This is a genomic window from Mesorhizobium loti, assembly GCF_003148495.1.
Taxonomy (GTDB): domain Bacteria; phylum Pseudomonadota; class Alphaproteobacteria; order Rhizobiales; family Rhizobiaceae; genus Mesorhizobium; species Mesorhizobium loti.
Map to the genome: position 1 here is coordinate 71,675 of NZ_QGGH01000003.1, position 16,174 is coordinate 87,848.

General features: G+C 63.2%; 13 protein-coding genes. 11 read left to right on the top strand and 2 right to left on the bottom strand.

Going from position 1 to position 16,174, the window contains the following annotated elements:
* Positions 1-148: 148 nt before the first annotated feature.
* Positions 149-1,081, top strand: coding sequence for an aromatic amino acid exporter YddG (gene yddG, locus C8D77_RS13740; protein WP_109663583.1), 933 nt, complete (start codon positions 149-151; stop codon positions 1,079-1,081).
* Here yddG and C8D77_RS13745 read toward each other — a convergent pair whose 3' ends face one another.
* Positions 1,082-3,100: a thioredoxin domain-containing protein gene (locus C8D77_RS13745; protein WP_109663585.1), complete on the bottom strand. Its 2,019-nt coding sequence runs from the start codon at positions 3,098-3,100 to the stop codon at positions 1,082-1,084.
* 66 nt (positions 3,101-3,166) lie between these two features.
* On the opposite strand from C8D77_RS13745, the gene mnmE reads away from it, so the two are divergent.
* The 7 genes from mnmE to C8D77_RS13780 all read left to right on the top strand — a co-directional run bounded on the left by mnmE (position 3,167) and on the right by C8D77_RS13780 (position 10,949).
* The gene (gene mnmE, locus C8D77_RS13750) at positions 3,167-4,498 is read left to right on the top strand and encodes a tRNA uridine-5-carboxymethylaminomethyl(34) synthesis GTPase MnmE (protein ID WP_109663587.1); all 1,332 of its coding nucleotides are present in this window, start codon (positions 3,167-3,169) and stop codon (positions 4,496-4,498) included.
* Positions 4,499-4,796: 298 nt separating this feature from the next.
* Positions 4,797-6,677: a tRNA uridine-5-carboxymethylaminomethyl(34) synthesis enzyme MnmG gene (gene mnmG / locus C8D77_RS13755; RefSeq protein WP_109663589.1), complete on the top strand. Its 1,881-nt coding sequence runs from the start codon at positions 4,797-4,799 to the stop codon at positions 6,675-6,677.
* Positions 6,674-7,306: a 16S rRNA (guanine(527)-N(7))-methyltransferase RsmG gene (gene rsmG / locus C8D77_RS13760; RefSeq protein WP_109663591.1), complete on the top strand. Its 633-nt coding sequence runs from the start codon at positions 6,674-6,676 to the stop codon at positions 7,304-7,306. Before mnmG ends, rsmG begins: the two co-directional genes overlap by 4 nt.
* Positions 7,307-7,360: 54 nt before the next feature.
* Positions 7,361-8,161 carry a ParA family protein gene (locus C8D77_RS13765; RefSeq protein ID WP_109663593.1) on the top strand — a complete coding sequence of 267 codons (801 nt, stop codon included), beginning with the start codon at positions 7,361-7,363 and terminating at the stop codon, positions 8,159-8,161.
* A 63-nt stretch (positions 8,162-8,224) separates the two neighbouring features.
* A complete protein-coding gene (locus tag C8D77_RS13770) occupies positions 8,225-9,115 on the top strand; it encodes a ParB/RepB/Spo0J family partition protein (protein ID WP_109663595.1) in 891 nt (296 codons plus the stop codon).
* Positions 9,116-9,501: 386 nt separating this feature from the next.
* The gene (locus tag C8D77_RS13775) at positions 9,502-10,128 is read left to right on the top strand and encodes a DUF1326 domain-containing protein (RefSeq protein WP_109663597.1); all 627 of its coding nucleotides are present in this window, start codon (positions 9,502-9,504) and stop codon (positions 10,126-10,128) included.
* A 32-nt stretch (positions 10,129-10,160) separates the two neighbouring features.
* Positions 10,161-10,949 carry a DUF2182 domain-containing protein gene (locus C8D77_RS13780; RefSeq protein WP_109663600.1) on the top strand — a complete coding sequence of 263 codons (789 nt, stop codon included), beginning with the start codon at positions 10,161-10,163 and terminating at the stop codon, positions 10,947-10,949.
* Positions 10,950-10,995: 46 nt separating this feature from the next.
* Here the strand turns inward: C8D77_RS13780 and holA are convergent, their stop codons facing one another.
* A complete protein-coding gene (holA, locus tag C8D77_RS13785; RefSeq protein WP_109663602.1) occupies positions 10,996-12,039 on the bottom strand; it encodes a DNA polymerase III subunit delta in 1,044 nt (347 codons plus the stop codon).
* A 458-nt stretch (positions 12,040-12,497) separates the two neighbouring features.
* Here holA and C8D77_RS13790 point away from each other — a divergent pair, with 458 nt between their 5' ends.
* Genes C8D77_RS13790 through C8D77_RS13800 form a run of 3 tightly spaced genes read left to right on the top strand, consistent with a single transcriptional unit; the run spans position 12,498 to position 16,077 of the window.
* On the top strand, positions 12,498-13,730 hold the full coding sequence (locus tag C8D77_RS13790; protein WP_109663604.1) for a 3-methyl-2-oxobutanoate dehydrogenase (2-methylpropanoyl-transferring) subunit alpha: 1,233 nt from the start codon (positions 12,498-12,500) through the stop codon (positions 13,728-13,730).
* Between the two features lie 3 nt (positions 13,731-13,733).
* Complete coding sequence (locus C8D77_RS13795) at positions 13,734-14,747, top strand: alpha-ketoacid dehydrogenase subunit beta (RefSeq protein ID WP_109663606.1); 1,014 nt, start codon at positions 13,734-13,736, stop codon at positions 14,745-14,747.
* 1 nt (position 14,748) lies between these two features.
* A complete protein-coding gene (locus tag C8D77_RS13800) occupies positions 14,749-16,077 on the top strand; it encodes a dihydrolipoamide acetyltransferase family protein (protein ID WP_109663608.1) in 1,329 nt (442 codons plus the stop codon).
* The last annotated feature ends 97 nt before the right edge of the window (positions 16,078-16,174 follow it).

A 16,174-nucleotide genomic window follows, 5' to 3' on the forward strand; every position in this document is an offset into this window, starting at 1 on the left:
TCTACATTGAAACCCCATTCCGGGAAACCGGGATGGGGTTTTTCATTACCCTGCGGCAAGTCGCTTTCCCGATATCGAGCGGCCGTATGCGGCAGCAGATAATTTCGCCTTCATGCAAAGCTGACGTCTTCGAATTGGAAGCAGCGACGTGAAGAAGACCATCCCGACCCTGATCGGCTTTTCGGCCATCCTGACCTGGTCGTTCCTGGCAGTGCTTTCGACTGCCGCCGGCCCGATCCCGCCTTTTCAGCTGGCGGCCATGACCTTCCTGCTCGGAGGGCTGGTCGGCGCAAGCAGCTGGATTGTCCGTCCGGGCGCGATCCGGTCGCTGCGGCAGCCATGGCCGGTCTGGGCGATCGGCACGGCGGGACTGTGCATCTACCACTGCGCCTACTTCTTCGCGATTCAGTCGGCGCCGCCGGTCGAGGTCAGCCTGATCGCCTATCTCTGGCCGCTGCTGATCGTCGTCTTCGCCGCCTTCCTGCCCGGTGAAAGGCTGAGGGTTCATCACGTCGTGGGCGTTGTTCTCGGGCTTGCCGGCGCCATCGTCGTGATCACCAAGGGCGGCAATGTCGGGCTGGCCAATGGGGTGATGAAGGGCCATGTCATCGCTCTGTTCTGCGCCTTCATCTGGGCCGGTTATTCGGTCCTGTCGCGCCGCTTCGGCCAGGTGCCGACCGATGTCGTGGCGGGTTATTGTTTCATCACGGCGGCGGTCGCTTTCGCGCTGCACCTGACCCTCGAGACCACGGTCTGGCCGCAGACGCCGACGCAGTGGATGGCTATCGTCATTCTGGGCACGATCCCTCTGGGAGCCGGCTTCTACGCCTGGGATTTTGGCTGCAAGCACGGGGACATCATGATCCTCGGCGCCCTGTCCTACGCCGCACCGTTGTTTTCGGTGATCGTGCTGCTGTTGGCAGGGTTTGGCGTGTTCCATTGGTCGGTGGCGCTCGCTTGCGTGCTGATCACGATCGGCGCGGTCATCGCCGCCAAGGATTTGCTGTTCAAGCCACGACAGATTGCGGCTACGATCGAGACGGCAGCGTTTCCTGCGCCGGCGGAGAGCGACGCCTCCTGATTATTGACGACGCAGGAGCTGCTCCAGCTCCTTCGGATCCGTGACGACCGGCAGGCAGACCTGGCCGGTGCAGAGCCAGGCGCCAGGTTTGTCGGTCGGCGGCAAGACTCCACCAGGCAGCAAGGGTCGATTCGCACCCGTACCGATTGATGTGACTATGTCGACGCGACGCGGGTCCCGGTATCGATTCGCAACCGGAACGAGCTTTGGATCATCCAGCGCATCGACGATGACCAGCTTGAGCGGCTCGATTGCCAGCGCGCAGGCGTTGACGATGCCGGCCTGGCCATAGGCCTGGTGCGCCGCGCGACCGGCGGCGTGCTCGGCGATTTGCCAGGCTCTTTCCTGCAGCTCGAGATCGCCGGTGACGGACGCCAGCCGGACCAGCGCCTCGATAATCTGGCCGGTGGCGGACGGGATGGCTTCGTCGACATCGCCCCTGATGCGGATCGGCACATCGGCGCTGTCCGAGGCGCTCAGGTAATAGCCTGTCTTCTCGGCGTCGGCGTGCCAATGGTCGAGCTGCCCGATGAACTTGCCGGCTTGGTCGACATAGCTCCAATCGCCAGTCGCTTCGAACAGCGATACCGCTGCATTGGCCATGGCGGCGTAGTCGCTGGACAGAGCAGGGAACAATGTCCTGGCGCCAAGCATCGAATGCGGCAAGCGGCCATCGCGGCTGGCAGAGCTGATATGGGTGAAAGCTTTTGCCGCGGCGTCGATCCAGTCAGGCCGCGATAGCGACCGGCCGGCCTCGGCAAGGGCTGCGATCATCTGGCCGTTCCAGTCAGTGAGGGCCTTGCCGTCGCGCCCGGGCCTCACACGATGCTCTCTGGCCGCCAGAAGTTTCGCTTTCAGCGGGACGAGTTGATCGCGATCGATAACGCTTTGGGATTGCTGGGATCTTGTTTGATGGACAACCGGTTTTCCTTCCCAGCCATGTGGGCTGGAGAGCGCGAAGTGTTTGAAAAACAAGGAGGACTCGTCGCCGAGAACAGCTTCGATCTCGTCCCGGCTCCAGGTGTAGAACAGCCCTTCCTCACCGTCGCTGTCGGCGTCGAGGCTGGCGGCGAAGGCGCCGCCGTCGACGCGCATTTCGCGCAGCAGCCAGTCGACCGTCTCTTCGATTCGCACCCGGAACAGTTCATTGCCGCCTGCCGCATAGGCCCAGTTGCAGAAGCGGATGAGCTGCGCATTGTCGTAGAGCATCTTTTCGAAATGCGGCACCAGCCATTCGGCATCGGTCGAGTAGCGGCTGAGCCCGCCGCCAATATGATCGTAGATGCCGCCGCTCACCATCTGTTCGAGGCTGATGAGGACGTCGTCGCGATGGCTGGCGTTGCCGTCGCGCAGCCAGGACAGCCAGAGTGTCAGCATGAACGGCGCATTGGGGAATTTCGGCGCGCCGCTTAAGCCCCCTAGATCGCGGTCGATCATGCCGTCGATGCCCTTGGCCAGTTCCGCCAGCGTGTCGCGATCGAGCCCTGTTTTCGCATGCGAGCCGGCGAGCCGTGCCTCGACATGTGTCGTCAGGCCGTCGGCGCTCTGGTTGAGGCTCGCCCGCTTCTCGCGCCAGGCCTTGTCCACCGCCTCCATCACCTGGATGAAACCAGGACGACCATAGCGCGGCTCGCGCGGGAAATAGGTGCCGCCCCAGAACGGCTTGCCGTCCGGGGTCAGGAACATGGTCAGTGGCCAGCCGCCTTGCTCGCCCATGGCGGATAGCGCCGCCATGTAGATCTGGTCGATGTCAGGGCGCTCCTCGCGGTCGACCTTGATATTGACGAACAGACGGTTCATGACGGCGGCGACGTCAGCGTTCTCGAAGCTTTCGTGCGCCATGACATGGCACCAATGGCAGGCGGCATAGCCGACCGAAAGCAGGATCGGCCTGTCCAGCGCCTTTGCCTCCCCAAGCGAAGCCGGCGACCAGGCCCGCCAGTGGACGGGATTGCCGCTGTGCTGCTGCAGATAGGGGCTGGCCTCCTGGGCAAGCAGGTTTTGCGCGGGTAGCGTCACGATGGGTAAACTCGGTTGGGGTTACCGTATGGGCGCGAAGCTAGGGTGGTTTGGTAGAGCGGGCAAATGATTTCAGGCGATTCGATCGTTGCATTGTCGAGCGGCCGGCTTCCGGCCGGCGTCGCCGTCATCCGCATTTCGGGCCCGCAGACTCGATTCGTAGTCGAAACGATTGCCAACGGTATGGTTAAGGGCCGCGCGGCGGTTTTGCGCAGGCTGCGGGCGCCCGATGGAACCGTATTGGATAACGGCCTGGTCGTCTTCTTTCCCGGGCCGGCCAGTTTTACGGGTGAAGATGTCGCGGAGTTCCACGTTCACGGCGGACGTGCGGTGGTGGCCAGGATGCTGGAGACGATCACTGGTTTTGACGGCGTCAGGCACGCGGAACCAGGCGAATTCACCCGCCGCGCCTTTCTTAACGGCAAAGTCGATCTGGTCGAGACCGAGGCGCTGGCGGATCTCGTCAACGCCGAAACCGAGGCGCAGCGGCGTTTTGCTGTCCAAAATGCCGAAGGCGTTCAGAGCGAACTCTACCTCGGCTGGCGCCGCAGGCTGGTCCATGCCCGCGCCATGATCGAGGCGGAGATCGATTTTGCCGATGAGGACGATGTCCCCGGTTCCGTTTCGGATACGGTTTGGTCCGACGTCCGGATAATGATCGATGAGATCCACCAACACATCGCCGGGTTTCGCGCCGCCGAGATCATTCGCGATGGATTCGAGGTCGTCATCCTTGGTGCGCCCAACGCTGGTAAGTCGAGTCTGTTCAACGCCCTGGCGCGGCGGGATGCCGCTATAGTAACGGATGAGCCCGGCACGACGCGGGATCTGCTTGAAGTGACACTTGATCTTCAGGGGCTGCGGGTCAGGCTTACGGATACGGCCGGGCTGCGCGATGCGCCGGGCAAGGTCGAGGCGATTGGCATCGAGAAGGCGAAGGCCAAGGCGCATGGTGCCGATCTCTTGCTGCTGCTGCAGGACGTTGCGGACCCCAGGGACATCGGGTCGCTGCCGACGGAGGCGCCGGCCTTGCGCGTCGGCACCAAGCTCGATCTGCTGGAGAGCCGTGCTGCAAACGAAGCGGCTGGCGATTATGATCTTGTCATCTCGGTGAAGAATGGGGCCGGCGTGGAAGAACTGCTGGCGGAAATCGGCCGGCGTGCGGCGGAGGCGGCCGGTAGCGTCGGCGATGTTCTGCCCTCACGCCTGCGCCACGTCGAATTGCTTGGCGCGGCAAACAGCCATCTGCTTCGTGCCATTGACGACAGGACTGTCGGACAGGAATTGCGCGCCGAGGAGTTGCGGCTCGCTGCCGATCGCCTGGGCCGAATCGTTGGCGCCATTGACGTCGAGGACATGCTGGACGTGATCTTTTCGCAGTTCTGCATCGGTAAATGACTCACGTGAAACAGTCTTTTGCCCGATGGATCTGCCTCTGATGCTTCAGAGGCTTTGAGGGATTGTCCGTGCGGAACCGCTTGCCCGTGGATGACGAAGGCGGGGAGGCTCGTCCAAGCCACCGCGCTGCGCCGCCGGCGTGACTCACGTGAAACATCTGTGGTCCCAATGACTCACGTGAAACACGCGCGATGGCAAGTGCAAGGCTGTTTCACGTGAAACGACTTACGGAGTTTTCTTGACAGCGCTGCTTGGCAGGGACATGTGTCCCTCATTCATTGAGTCTAGGAAGTTTGTGATGACCAATCACTATGATGTGGTTGTGGTGGGCGGCGGCCACGCGGGTTGCGAGGCGGCCAGTGCTGCTGCGCGCGCCGGTGCCAGGACTGCACTGGTGACGCTACGCTTTGATACGATCGGTGTCATGTCGTGCAATCCGGCGATCGGCGGGCTCGGCAAGGGTCATCTGGTGCGCGAGATCGATGCCATGGACGGCCTGATGGGCCGGGCAGCCGACGCTGCCGGCATTCAGTTCCGTCTGCTCAACCGCCGCAAGGGTCCGGCGGTGCGCGGCCCCCGCACGCAGGCCGACAGGAAGCTCTATCGCCTTGCCATGCAAGAAGCGATTCGGCAGCAGAACGATCTCGACGTCGTCGAAGGCGAGGTTCTGGACTTCGAGATCGTCGCCGGCCGGATCGCGGCTGTTTTCCTGGCTGACGGCAGGCGGCTTGCCTGTGGCGCGGTCGTTCTGACGACTGGGACCTTCCTGCGCGGGCTTATTCACATCGGCGAGAAAAAGATTGTCGCCGGCCGCATGAACGAGCAGGCCAGCCTTGGCCTGTCGGCAACGATGGACCGGGCGGGCTTCAAGCTCGGACGGCTGAAGACCGGCACGCCACCTCGGCTCGATGGCCGGACCATCGATTGGGCGTCGCTGGAAAAACAGGCCGCCGATGAATATCCGGTGCCGTTCTCACTGATGACCGACCGCATCGAGACGCCGCAGATCGAGTGCGGCATCACGCGGACCACTACGGCAACTCATGATTTGATCCGCGCCAATCTCCGCCGCTCGGCCATGTATTCCGGTTCGATCGAAGGGGTCGGGCCGCGCTATTGCCCGTCGATCGAGGACAAGATCGTCAAGTTCGGCGATCGGGATGGACACCAGATCTTTCTGGAGCCGGAAGGGTTGGACGACGACACCGTCTATCCCAATGGGATTTCGACCTCGCTGCCTGAGGATGTGCAGCTTGACATCCTGAAAACCATTCCCGGGCTCGAACGCGCAACCATGCTGCAGCCCGGCTATGCCATTGAATATGATCATGTCGATCCGCGCGAGCTGCATCAGACCCTGGAGACGAAGCGCATTAGTGGCCTCTTCCTCGCCGGGCAGATCAATGGCACGACCGGCTATGAAGAAGCGGCCGGGCAGGGCCTGCTCGCCGGCCTCAATGCGGCGCGGCGGGCGGCAGGCAGCGAGCAGATCGTGCTCAGCCGCACCGAGGCCTATATCGGGGTGATGGTCGACGATTTGACCAGCCGCGGCATCAGCGAACCCTACCGGATGTTCACCTCGCGGGCTGAGTTCCGACTCTCGCTGCGCGCCGACAATGCCGATGAGCGGCTGACGCCATTGGCGGCGAAACTGGGCATCGCCTCGACGCGGCGGATGCGGCGCTACGAGCATGTCATGCAGCATCTCGATGAGGCGCGAGAACTGGCGAAGTCGCTCACCCTGACCCCCAATGAAGCGGCGCGTCATGGGCTGGAGATCAACCGGGATGGCGTGCGCCGGTCCGGCTATGAATTGCTGTCCTATCCCGACGTCGATGTGGCCTGGCTGGCTCGTATCGATTCGCGGTTCGCGGAAATCGACGGCAAGACGGCGGAACGTCTCGAAACGGAAGCGAAATATTCGGTCTATCTCGATCGCCAAAGGACGGATGTGGCGCAAATCCGGCATGAAGAGAGCCGCTTGATCCCTGAGGCGGTCGATTTCGCCGGCGTGCCGGGACTGTCGAACGAGTTGAAGCAGAAGATGCAGGTACGGCGGCCGCGCTCGATCGCCGATGCCCAGCGCATGGAAGGCATGACACCGGCGGCGCTGGCGATCATTGTCGCGCATGTCCGCCATGCAGAGAGCGCCCAGCGCCCACAAAAGGATGTTGCGTGAGTTCTATGTCCTGGAAGAGCCTGCAGGACGCGGCGGGCCCGGTTTCACGTGAAACATTCGATCGGCTGATGGCGTTCGAGCAGATGTTCCAGAAATGGAACCGCAGCATCAATCTTGTGGCGCAGTCGACGTCGGGCGATGTCTGGCAGCGCCACATCCTCGACAGCGCGCAGCTCGGGCGCATAGAGCCGACCGCCACACGCTGGGTGGATCTCGGCTCGGGCGGCGGATTCCCCGGCCTCGTCATGGCTTTTCTGCTTGCCGAGCGCGACGGCGCCAGCATCGATCTGGTTGAAAGCAATCGCAAAAAAGCATCCTTCCTGCAGACCGTGGTCGGACAGTTCAGCCTGCCGGCGCGGGTCGTGGCGCGCCGCATCGACGACAGCCATGCGCTTGTTTCGACACCGCAAATCGTCACGGCGCGAGCGCTGGCCTCGCTTTCGAGCTTGCTGGACCTGTCGGCGCCCTGGCTGACGTCGGGCGCGCGCGGCCTGTTCCACAAAGGCCGGGATTACCGCGCCGAAGTGCAAGAAAGCGTTCACCGATGGTCCTTCGATCTGGTAGAACATCCAAGTGTGACCGACCCTCATGGGGTCATCCTTGAATTGTCGAACCTGCGACCTGTCTGATCTGCGACCTTTCAGACCATTTGGCGACCCAAAATGAACTTCTGGCATAGACCCATGATGAAGAATGGCCCCCGAATCATCACCGTAGCCAACCAAAAGGGCGGCGTCGGCAAGACCACTACCGCCATCAATCTGGCGACCGCGCTGGCCGCGATCGGCGAAAAGGTGCTGATCGTCGATCTCGATCCGCAAGGCAATGCCAGCACCGGCCTTGGCATTGACCGCAAGGATCGGACGGTCTCGTCCTATGACGTGCTGACCGGCGAGCTGGAGCTGGAAGCCGCGGCCATCCCGACGGCTGTGCCTGGCCTGTCGATCGTGCCGTCGACGCTCGATCTGCTCGGCATCGAAATGGAGATCGCCTCCGCACCCGACCGTGTGCTCAAGCTGCGCAATGCGCTTCGCGCCGCAACCGCCCGTGGGGCGCCGTTCGGCTATGTGCTGATCGATTGCCCGCCGTCGCTCAACCTTTTGACTTTGAATTCCATGGCGGCAGCCGATTCTGTTCTTGTGCCGCTGCAATGCGAATTCTTCGCGCTCGAAGGTCTCAGCCAATTGCTGGAAACGGTCGAGCAGGTGCGCCGTTCGATCAATCCGGATCTCACCATCCAGGGCATCGTGCTGACCATGTATGACGGCCGCAACAATCTCGCCAACCAGGTGGTGCAGGATGTGCGGGCGCATATGGGCGACAAGGTCTACGAGACCATCATTCCGCGCAATGTTCGGGTGTCCGAGGCGCCGTCTTACGGCAAGCCGGCGATCCTCTACGACCTGAAATGCTCGGGTAGCCAGGCCTATCTGCAACTGGCGTCGGAAGTGATCCGCCGTGAGCGCAAGTTACGCGCTGCTTAATAGACCGTCCACACAGTTAAAAGCCGATTCGATACCGAAACGATCCGGGACTTTGGAATAAAAATGAGCGAAGACCTTTCGAGAAAGAGACTGGGCCGTGGACTGGCAGCGCTGATCGGCGAGATTGATCGCCCAGTAGCACCCGAAAAGCCGGGTATGAGCGCCGACGGCAAGGTGCCGATCGAGTTCCTGACGCCAAATCCGAAAAATCCGCGCCGGCATTTCGGCGACGCCGAGCTGACGGATCTCGCGCAGTCGATCCGCGAACATGGCGTCGTCCAGCCGGTGGTGGCGCGGCCTTCGCCGACACAGGCCGGACGCTACGAGATCATCGCCGGCGAACGTCGCTGGCGTGCGGCGCAGCGCGCCGGGCTGACCGATATCCCGGTCATCATCCGCGAGGTCAACGACCGCACCGCGCTCGAACTGGCGATCATCGAGAACGTCCAGCGCACCGACCTCAATGCGGTCGAGGAAGCGCTTGGTTATCAGCAACTGATCGACGATCACGGCTACACCCAGGCCGATCTCGGCCAGGTGATCGGCAAGAGCCGCAGCCATGTCGCCAACACGCTCAGGCTCCTGAAGCTGCCGGATGTGATCCGCGATATGCTGGTCGACGGCGCACTGTCTGCGGGCCACGCCCGCACGCTGGTGACGGCCGAGGATCCGGCCGGCCTTGCCAAGCGCATCGTCGAAGAGGGGCTTTCGGTGCGGCAAGCCGAAGCGCTGGCGCAGATGCCGGCCGGCAGCAGCAGTGCGAAGGAAGCCAAGCCTGCGCCAAGCCCGGAGCAAAAGGACGCCGACACGCTGGCGCTGGAAAAGCTGCTGACCGACACGATCGGCATGATCGTATCGGTGGATCACAAGGGCAAGGGCGGCACGCTTCGCGTGTCCTATCGGTCGCTGGAGCAGCTTGATGAGCTGTGCAGACGGCTGAAGCAGGAGCGGTAGTTAGCCGGCGAATTATCTTCAAGTCGGAGATTGATTTGGCGCATATGGAAAGGGCTGGCCGTTGGGCGGCCTTTTTTCCTTTGTGGCAATGGTGATTGGCGAAATCGGCGAAGCCGCGAATCCCCTCGAGAGGGGAGATTGGGCGCGCTGCCCCAGCCTCGCGCTCTCAACCGCGATCCCGAGCAGCGCCTGTCGCCAGCCCTGGCGCTCGCGGCTTGACAGTGCCAGGCAACGGCGTAACCTATATTACATATGGCTTAAATTATGTGCCCTAGCGTGCCGGTCAGTCGAGGCAAGGGCTATTTGCCGTTCCTACAATAGTCGTGAAATGGCACCGCCTTGCCAAAGCGATATGCCGACGCGCCTGACGCAAGTGGGAGGTGCAAATGGCAGTCCGTTGGCAATTGTCCGGAAGTTACTTCGAAAATTGTAGCTGCGATGTCGTATGTCCTTGCCTGCTGTCCACCAACGCGCAGCTGACATCGAAGCCGACGAGAGGTGTTTGCGACGTCGGTTTGGTCTTTCATATCGATACGGGCAACTACGGCGACGTTCGATTGGATGGGCTCAGTGTCGCGATGGTTGCTCACACGCCGGGTCCGATGGCAAACGGCAATTGGACGGCCGCCGCCTATATCGACGAACGGGCCGATGACAGGCAAACAGAGGCGCTAGGTGCCATCTTCACTGGCGCCGCGGGCGGCCCGATGGCGGTGCTGGCGCCCATGATTGGCACGAACCTTGGCGCCAAGAAGGTGCCGATAAGCTACCGGATAGACGGCAAGAAGCGGTCGGCGGAGATCGCGGGCGTCATGCAGATGGCGGTCGAGCCGCTGCCGACAATGCGCGAGGACGGGCAGATGTGGGCGGCCACCGGCCATCCTATCAATCCCGACTGGCTCGCCCTGGCGATGGGGGCGGAAGGCAGTACATTCAGCGACCATGGCATGAGCTGGGACAATTCCCGCCGAAACGGACATTACGCCCCGATCAATTGGTCTGGCCAGCAGTAGCCGTTGGCCGCATAGTACGAAACGACTCGTCCATGGCGCCGACGTTGCAGCGATACATAATTCTCGCGCTGCTGATCGCTATCGCTGCGGCGGCGTGGAGCCTGCTTATCTGGGAGCAGATGGGCATGGACGCGGACATGCGCATGGAAATGTACGCACTCACCATGGGCATGAAGGCGCCGCTGTTTCTTGCCGTCTGGATGATCATGATGATTGCCATGATGTTTCCGACGGCCGCGCCCATGATCCTGACGTTTCACCAGGTCCAGGCCGGCAAACAGGGCCGGGGCGAGACCTTTGTCTCGAGCTGGGTGTTCGTGGCCGGGTACATGCTGGTTTGGGGCGTGATGGGCGTTATCGCCTTTGCCGGGGCGGCGGGTGCGGAGATGCTTGCCGGGCGTGTGGGATTGTCCACGGCGACGGCCGCGCGTATCGGCGGCGCGCTGCTGATGATCGGGGGCGCCTATCAACTCTCCCCACTGAAAGATCTATGTCTGGCCAAATGCCGCACGCCGATTGGCTTCATCCTGACCTCATGGCGCGATGGTTACTGGGGTGCGGTTCGCATGGGCCTGGAGCATGGACTTTTTTGCCTGGGCTGCTGCTGGCTTTTGTTTCTCGCCCTCTTTCCTCTCGGGATCATGAACGTCGCCGCAATGGCCGTGGTCACCTTGCTAATCTTTGCGGAAAAGACCCTCCCGTCAGGAGGTGGGATCGCAAAGGTGTCGGGTATCGCTCTGCTTCTTTATGGCGCGGCGGTACTGGTCTTTCCACAGGCGCTGCCAACCTTTCAGCCGGTGGGCGCCATTACAATGAATTGACGAATGGAGCCAGCGGCTCGGCGCCGAAAGGAGGAGGATCGCTCTCCTACCGCTGCGCCAGCCTGCTGCTCTCGACCGCTATCCCCAGCAGTGCCTGCCGTGCCAGCGCCACGGAAAGATCCGGTCGCCTCCGCGTCTGCAGCACCGCCGTCTGCAGCCGGGTCAGCGCGCGGCTGAGCGCGTCGGTGCTCCAGCGCTCCAGGGCCTTCTCGACCAGCTTACGACGAGAGAAAAACACCGGCGGCCGAGCGGCGGCGACGACCGAGGCGGCGCTTCGATTGCCTGAGTCCATCTGGCCGCGCATGACTTGGATCTGCTGCAACTGCCGCATCGCCGAGGACAGCACCAGGAAGGGCTGGCCGCCCGACTGGCAATGGCGGCTAAAGGCGGTGTCGAAGTCGCCGATCTTGCCTTCGAGAAGCGCATCGACGGCGTCATCGAAGGAGGCGCCGGACACGTCGCCCGACATCGCCTTGACCTCCTCCAGCCCGATCTCGTTCTGGCCATGGGCGTAGAGAATGAGTTTTTCTATCTCACCGCGCGAGGCCAGCCGGTCGCCGCCGAGATTGCGGCGCAGCGCCTGCCTCGCCTCCATGGTCATCGACATGCCGGCCTTGCGCAGTTCATCGTCGATGACCGCGTCGATGTCGCGGGCTTCATCGGCATAGCACGGTAGCGCCATGGCAGTGTCCGCCGCCTCGACGATGGCGCGCAGCCCGACGCCCTTCTTGAGATCGCCGGCCTCGATCAGGATGATCGCGTCTCGCGCGGGCTCCGCCGTCAGCGCCTTGACGTCGTCGGCCAGCGCCTTCTGGCCGCTGGCATTGCGCACCCAAAGCAGGCGCCGGTCGGAGAACATCGGCACGGTGCGGGCTTCGTCAAGCAGCCGGCCCTCGTCGCGATCGACCTCCGACCCCTCGAGCCGGACCACCGAGAACGGGTCGTCGAGCGGCAGGCCGGTCTTTTCGGCAAAGGCCTTCGCCCGCTCGGAGACGAGGCCGCGATCGGGGCCGTAAAGCAGGACAATGGAGATGCGCTGGTCCGGCCGCGCCAACCACCCATCGACCTCGTAAGCTTTCTTCTGTGCCATGGCGGGTTGGTTAGCATGATGCGGGGGCGGGGTGAAATGGTGGAGTGCGTGATCTCCCCCCTCGAGGGGGAGATGGCCGGCAGGCCAGAGGGGGTCGGTTCGATTGGATGCGACCTCCTTGCGGCAGATGGAGGCCGGCGCTTCATGCGCGGCGACCCCCCTCTGTCGCCTTCGGCGACATCTCCCCCTCGAGGGGGGAGATACCGCCGCTTTCGCCAACTTACCTTATCTTCCGGCAAACCCGGCCCAACCTTCTCCCTAATTGCGCGCGACCGCCCAACATCGACGAGAAATTTCGCGGACATATCTTCATCTTGGTGCTGGGGAGGCTGGATCGGCCGGCGCGACCGGACCGAGGTCCGCAGGCTTGCCCGACGAATTCGCACTGGTCTGGCCGCGCAGATATGCAAATATCTTTCCGGGCAAATTAGGCCAGGCAACATTGGAGGACAAAGGTCATGGCCGATGCTGGGATGTTGCGTTTTCACGTTCCGGAGCCGGAAGTACGGCCGGGCGGAACGCCTGACTTTTCCAATGTGCCGATCCCGAAGGCCGGCTCGGTGCCGCGCCCCGAGATTGATGTCGATCCGCGCACCATCCGCGATCATGCCTTCTCGATCATCCGGGTGCTGAACCGCAATGGCGAAGCCGTCGGCCCTTGGGCCGGACTGCTGTCCAGCGACGAGCTTTTGGCCGGCCTGCGCCATATGATGACGCTCAGGACCTTCGATGCGCGCATGCAGATGGCGCAGCGGCAGGGCAAGACCTCGTTCTACATGCAGCATCTGGGCGAAGAGGCGGTGGCTTGCGCCTTCCGCAAGGCGCTTGAACCCGGCGACATGAACTTTCCGACCTATCGCCAGGCCGGGCTGCTCATCGCCGACGGCTACCCGATGGTCACAATGATGAACCAGATCTATTCCAACGAGGCCGATCCGCTGAAGGGCCGGCAATTGCCGATCATGTATTCGTCGAAGGAGCACGGCTTCTTCTCGATCTCCGGCAATCTGGCGACGCAGTATATCCAGGCGGTCGGCTGGGCGATGGCTTCGGCGATCAGCAATGATTCGAAGATCGCCGCCGCCTGGATCGGCGATGGCTCGACCGCCGAATCCGACTTTCATTCGGCGCTGGTGTTCGCCTCCACCTACAAGGCGCCGGTGGTGCTCAATGTCGTCAACAACCAGTGGGCGATCTCGACTTTCCAGGGCATTGCGCGCGGCGGTTCGGGCACGTTCGCGGCAAGAGGCCTCGGCTTCGGCATCCCGTCATTGCGCGTCGACGGCAATGACTATCTCGCCGTCCATGCGGTCGCCAAATGGGCGGCGGAGCGGGCGCGCAGCAATCTCGGGCCGACGCTGGTCGAATATGTCACCTACCGTGCCGGCGCGCATTCGAGCTCGGATGATCCGTCCGCCTACCGGCCAAAGACCGAATCCGACGCCTGGCCGCTCGGCGACCCGATCGTGCGGCTGAAGAACCATCTGATAGGGCTCGGTGTCTGGTCGGACGAGCGGCACGCGCAGGCCGAGGCGGAAATCCTCGACACAGTGATCGCGGCACAAAAGGAAGCCGAAAGCCACGGCACGCTGCATGCCGGAGGCAAGCCGTCGACGCGCGACATGTTCGAGGGCCTCTACGCCGAAATGCCGCCGCATCTGCGGCGCCAGCGCCAGCAGGCGGGAGTCTGAGCCATGCCGAGACGGACCATGATCGAGGCCATCCGCGACGCCATGGATGTGTCGATGGGGCGCGACAGCAAAGTTGTCGTGTTCGGCGAGGATGTCGGCTTCTTCGGCGGCGTCTTCCGCTGCACGCAGGGCCTGCAGGCCAAATACGGCAAGAGCCGCTGCTTCGATGCGCCGATCAACGAATCCGGCATTGTCGGCTCGGCCATCGGCATGGCCGCCTATGGCTTGAAGCCGTGCGTGGAAATTCAGTTTGCCGACTACATGTATCCGGCCTACGACCAGCTGACCCAGGAAGCGGCGCGGCTGCGCTATCGCTCCAACGGCGATTTCACCTGCCCGATCGTGGTGCGGATGCCGACCGGCGGTGGCATCTTCGGCGGCCAGACGCACAGCCAGAGCCCGGAAGCGCTGTTCACCCATGTGTCGGGGTTGAAGACGGTGGTGCCGTCCAATCCGCATGACGCCAAGGGGCTGCTGATCGCGGCCATCGAAGATCCGGATCCGGTGATCTTCCTTGAGCCGAAGCGGCTCTACAACGGTCCCTTCGACGGCCATCACGACCGGCCGGTAACGCCATGGTCGAAGCATGAGCTCGGCGAAGTCGCCGACGGCCACTACACCGTGCCGCTCGGCAAGGCGGCGATCCGCCGGGCGGGCTCAGCGATCACCGTGCTGGCCTACGGCACCATGGTCTATGTCGCGCAGGCCGCGGTCGAGGAAACTGGCATCGATGCCGAGATCATCGATCTCAGGACGCTTCTGCCGCTCGACCTCGATACGATCGTCGCCTCGGTCAAGAAGACCGGGCGCTGCGTCATCGTGCACGAGGCGACGCTGACGTCGGGCTTCGGCGCCGAGCTGTCGGCCTTGGTGCAGGAAAATTGTTTCTACCATCTGGAGGCGCCAGTGGCGCGGGTCGCCGGCTGGGACACGCCCTATCCGCATGCGCAGGAATGGGACTATTTCCCCGGTCCCGCGCGCGTCGGCCGCGCTTTGCTTGAAACCATGGGAGCCTGACATGGGTGAACACATCATCAAGCTGCCCGATGTCGGCGAAGGTGTCGCCGAGGCCGAGCTCGTCGAATGGCACGTCAAGATCGGCGACATCGTGCGCGAGGACACCGTGCTTGCCGCTGTCATGACCGACAAGGCAACGGTCGAAATCCCGTCGCCGGTCGATGGCGAAATCCTGTGGCTGGGCGCCGAGATCGGCGACACGGTGGCGATCGGTTCGCCCATCGTGCGGCTGAAGGTGGCGGGCGAGGGCAATGCGAAGCCGCAAAGCGGCGAAGCGGAAGCGGTGGCCGCCGAGCCTCCGGCAAAACTCCCGACCCCGAAACCCGAGGCTGCCGCGCCGCCGGTTGTGAAGACATCGCCAAAGAGCGACGAGCCAAAGGCGAAACCGGCGGCCCCATCGGCCGTTTCGAAAAGCACGGCGCAGCCGTCCGTCTCCGGCGCGCCGCGTCCTGAAGGCGAAAGACCGCTGGCCTCGCCGGCGGTTCGTCTGCGGGCAAAAGAGGCGGGCATCGATCTCAGGCAGGTTGCGGGATCCGGTCCGGCCGGCCGCATCGGCCACGAGGACATCGAGGCTTTCCTGGCGCGCGGTCCGCAGGTCGCCAAGGCATCCGGCCTCGCCCGTAACGATGCGGTACAGGACATCAAGGTGGTGGGCTTGCGGCGCAAGATCGCCGAGAAGATGTCGCTGTCCAAATCGCGCATCCCGCACATCACCTATGTCGAGGAGATCGACGTCACCGCGCTCGAGGAATTGCGCGCCGCGCTCAACAAGGAGAAGCGTCCGGGCGTGGAGCGGCCGAAGCTGACGCTGCTGCCGTTCCTGATGCGGGCGATGGTCAAGGCGATATCGGACCAGCCCAATCTCAATTCGCTGTTCGACGACGAGGCCGGAATCATCCACCAGCATGGCGGCATCCATATCGGCATTGCCGCGCAGACGCCGTCGGGGCTGGTGGTGCCGGTGGTCAAGCATGCCGAGGCGCGCGACATCTGGGATTGCGGCGCCGAGGTTATCAGGCTGGCCGAGGCGGCCAAGTCCGGCACGGCGACACGTGACGAGCTGTCCGGCTCGACCATCACCATTACTTCGCTCGGCGCCATGGGCGGCGTGGCGACGACGCCGGTCATCAACCATCCGGAAGTGGCGATCATCGGCGTCAACAAGATGATGGTGCGGCCGGTGTGGGACGGCACCCAGTTCATCCCGCGCAAGATGATGAACCTGTCCTCCAGCTTCGACCATCGCGTCATCGACGGCTGGGACGCGGCGGTGTTCATCCAGCGCATCAAGACGCTGCTGGAAACGCCGGCGCTGATTTTCGTGGATTGAGGGAAACGATCGAGATGCCGGCGGGACAGCGCCCCCCTCTGCCTTGCCAGGCATCTCCCCCACAAGGGGGGAGATCGGATGTCACGCCGGCTTTCGC

Coding starts and splice junctions, on each gene's coding strand:
- C8D77_RS13770 (WP_109663595.1), top strand. CDS start 8,225: ATGAGCGAAGACCTTTCGAGAAAGAGACTGGGCCGTGGACTGGCAGCG.
- C8D77_RS13775 (WP_109663597.1), top strand. CDS start 9,502: ATGGCAGTCCGTTGGCAATTGTCCGGAAGTTACTTCGAAAATTGTAGC.
- mnmE (WP_109663587.1), top strand. CDS start 3,167: ATGATTTCAGGCGATTCGATCGTTGCATTGTCGAGCGGCCGGCTTCCG.
- C8D77_RS13780 (WP_109663600.1), top strand. CDS start 10,161: ATGGCGCCGACGTTGCAGCGATACATAATTCTCGCGCTGCTGATCGCT.
- mnmG (WP_109663589.1), top strand. CDS start 4,797: ATGACCAATCACTATGATGTGGTTGTGGTGGGCGGCGGCCACGCGGGT.
- C8D77_RS13765 (WP_109663593.1), top strand. CDS start 7,361: ATGATGAAGAATGGCCCCCGAATCATCACCGTAGCCAACCAAAAGGGC.
- holA (WP_109663602.1), bottom strand. CDS start 12,039: ATGGCACAGAAGAAAGCTTACGAGGTCGATGGGTGGTTGGCGCGGCCG.
- C8D77_RS13800 (WP_109663608.1), top strand. CDS start 14,749: ATGGGTGAACACATCATCAAGCTGCCCGATGTCGGCGAAGGTGTCGCC.
- C8D77_RS13790 (WP_109663604.1), top strand. CDS start 12,498: ATGGCCGATGCTGGGATGTTGCGTTTTCACGTTCCGGAGCCGGAAGTA.
- C8D77_RS13795 (WP_109663606.1), top strand. CDS start 13,734: ATGCCGAGACGGACCATGATCGAGGCCATCCGCGACGCCATGGATGTG.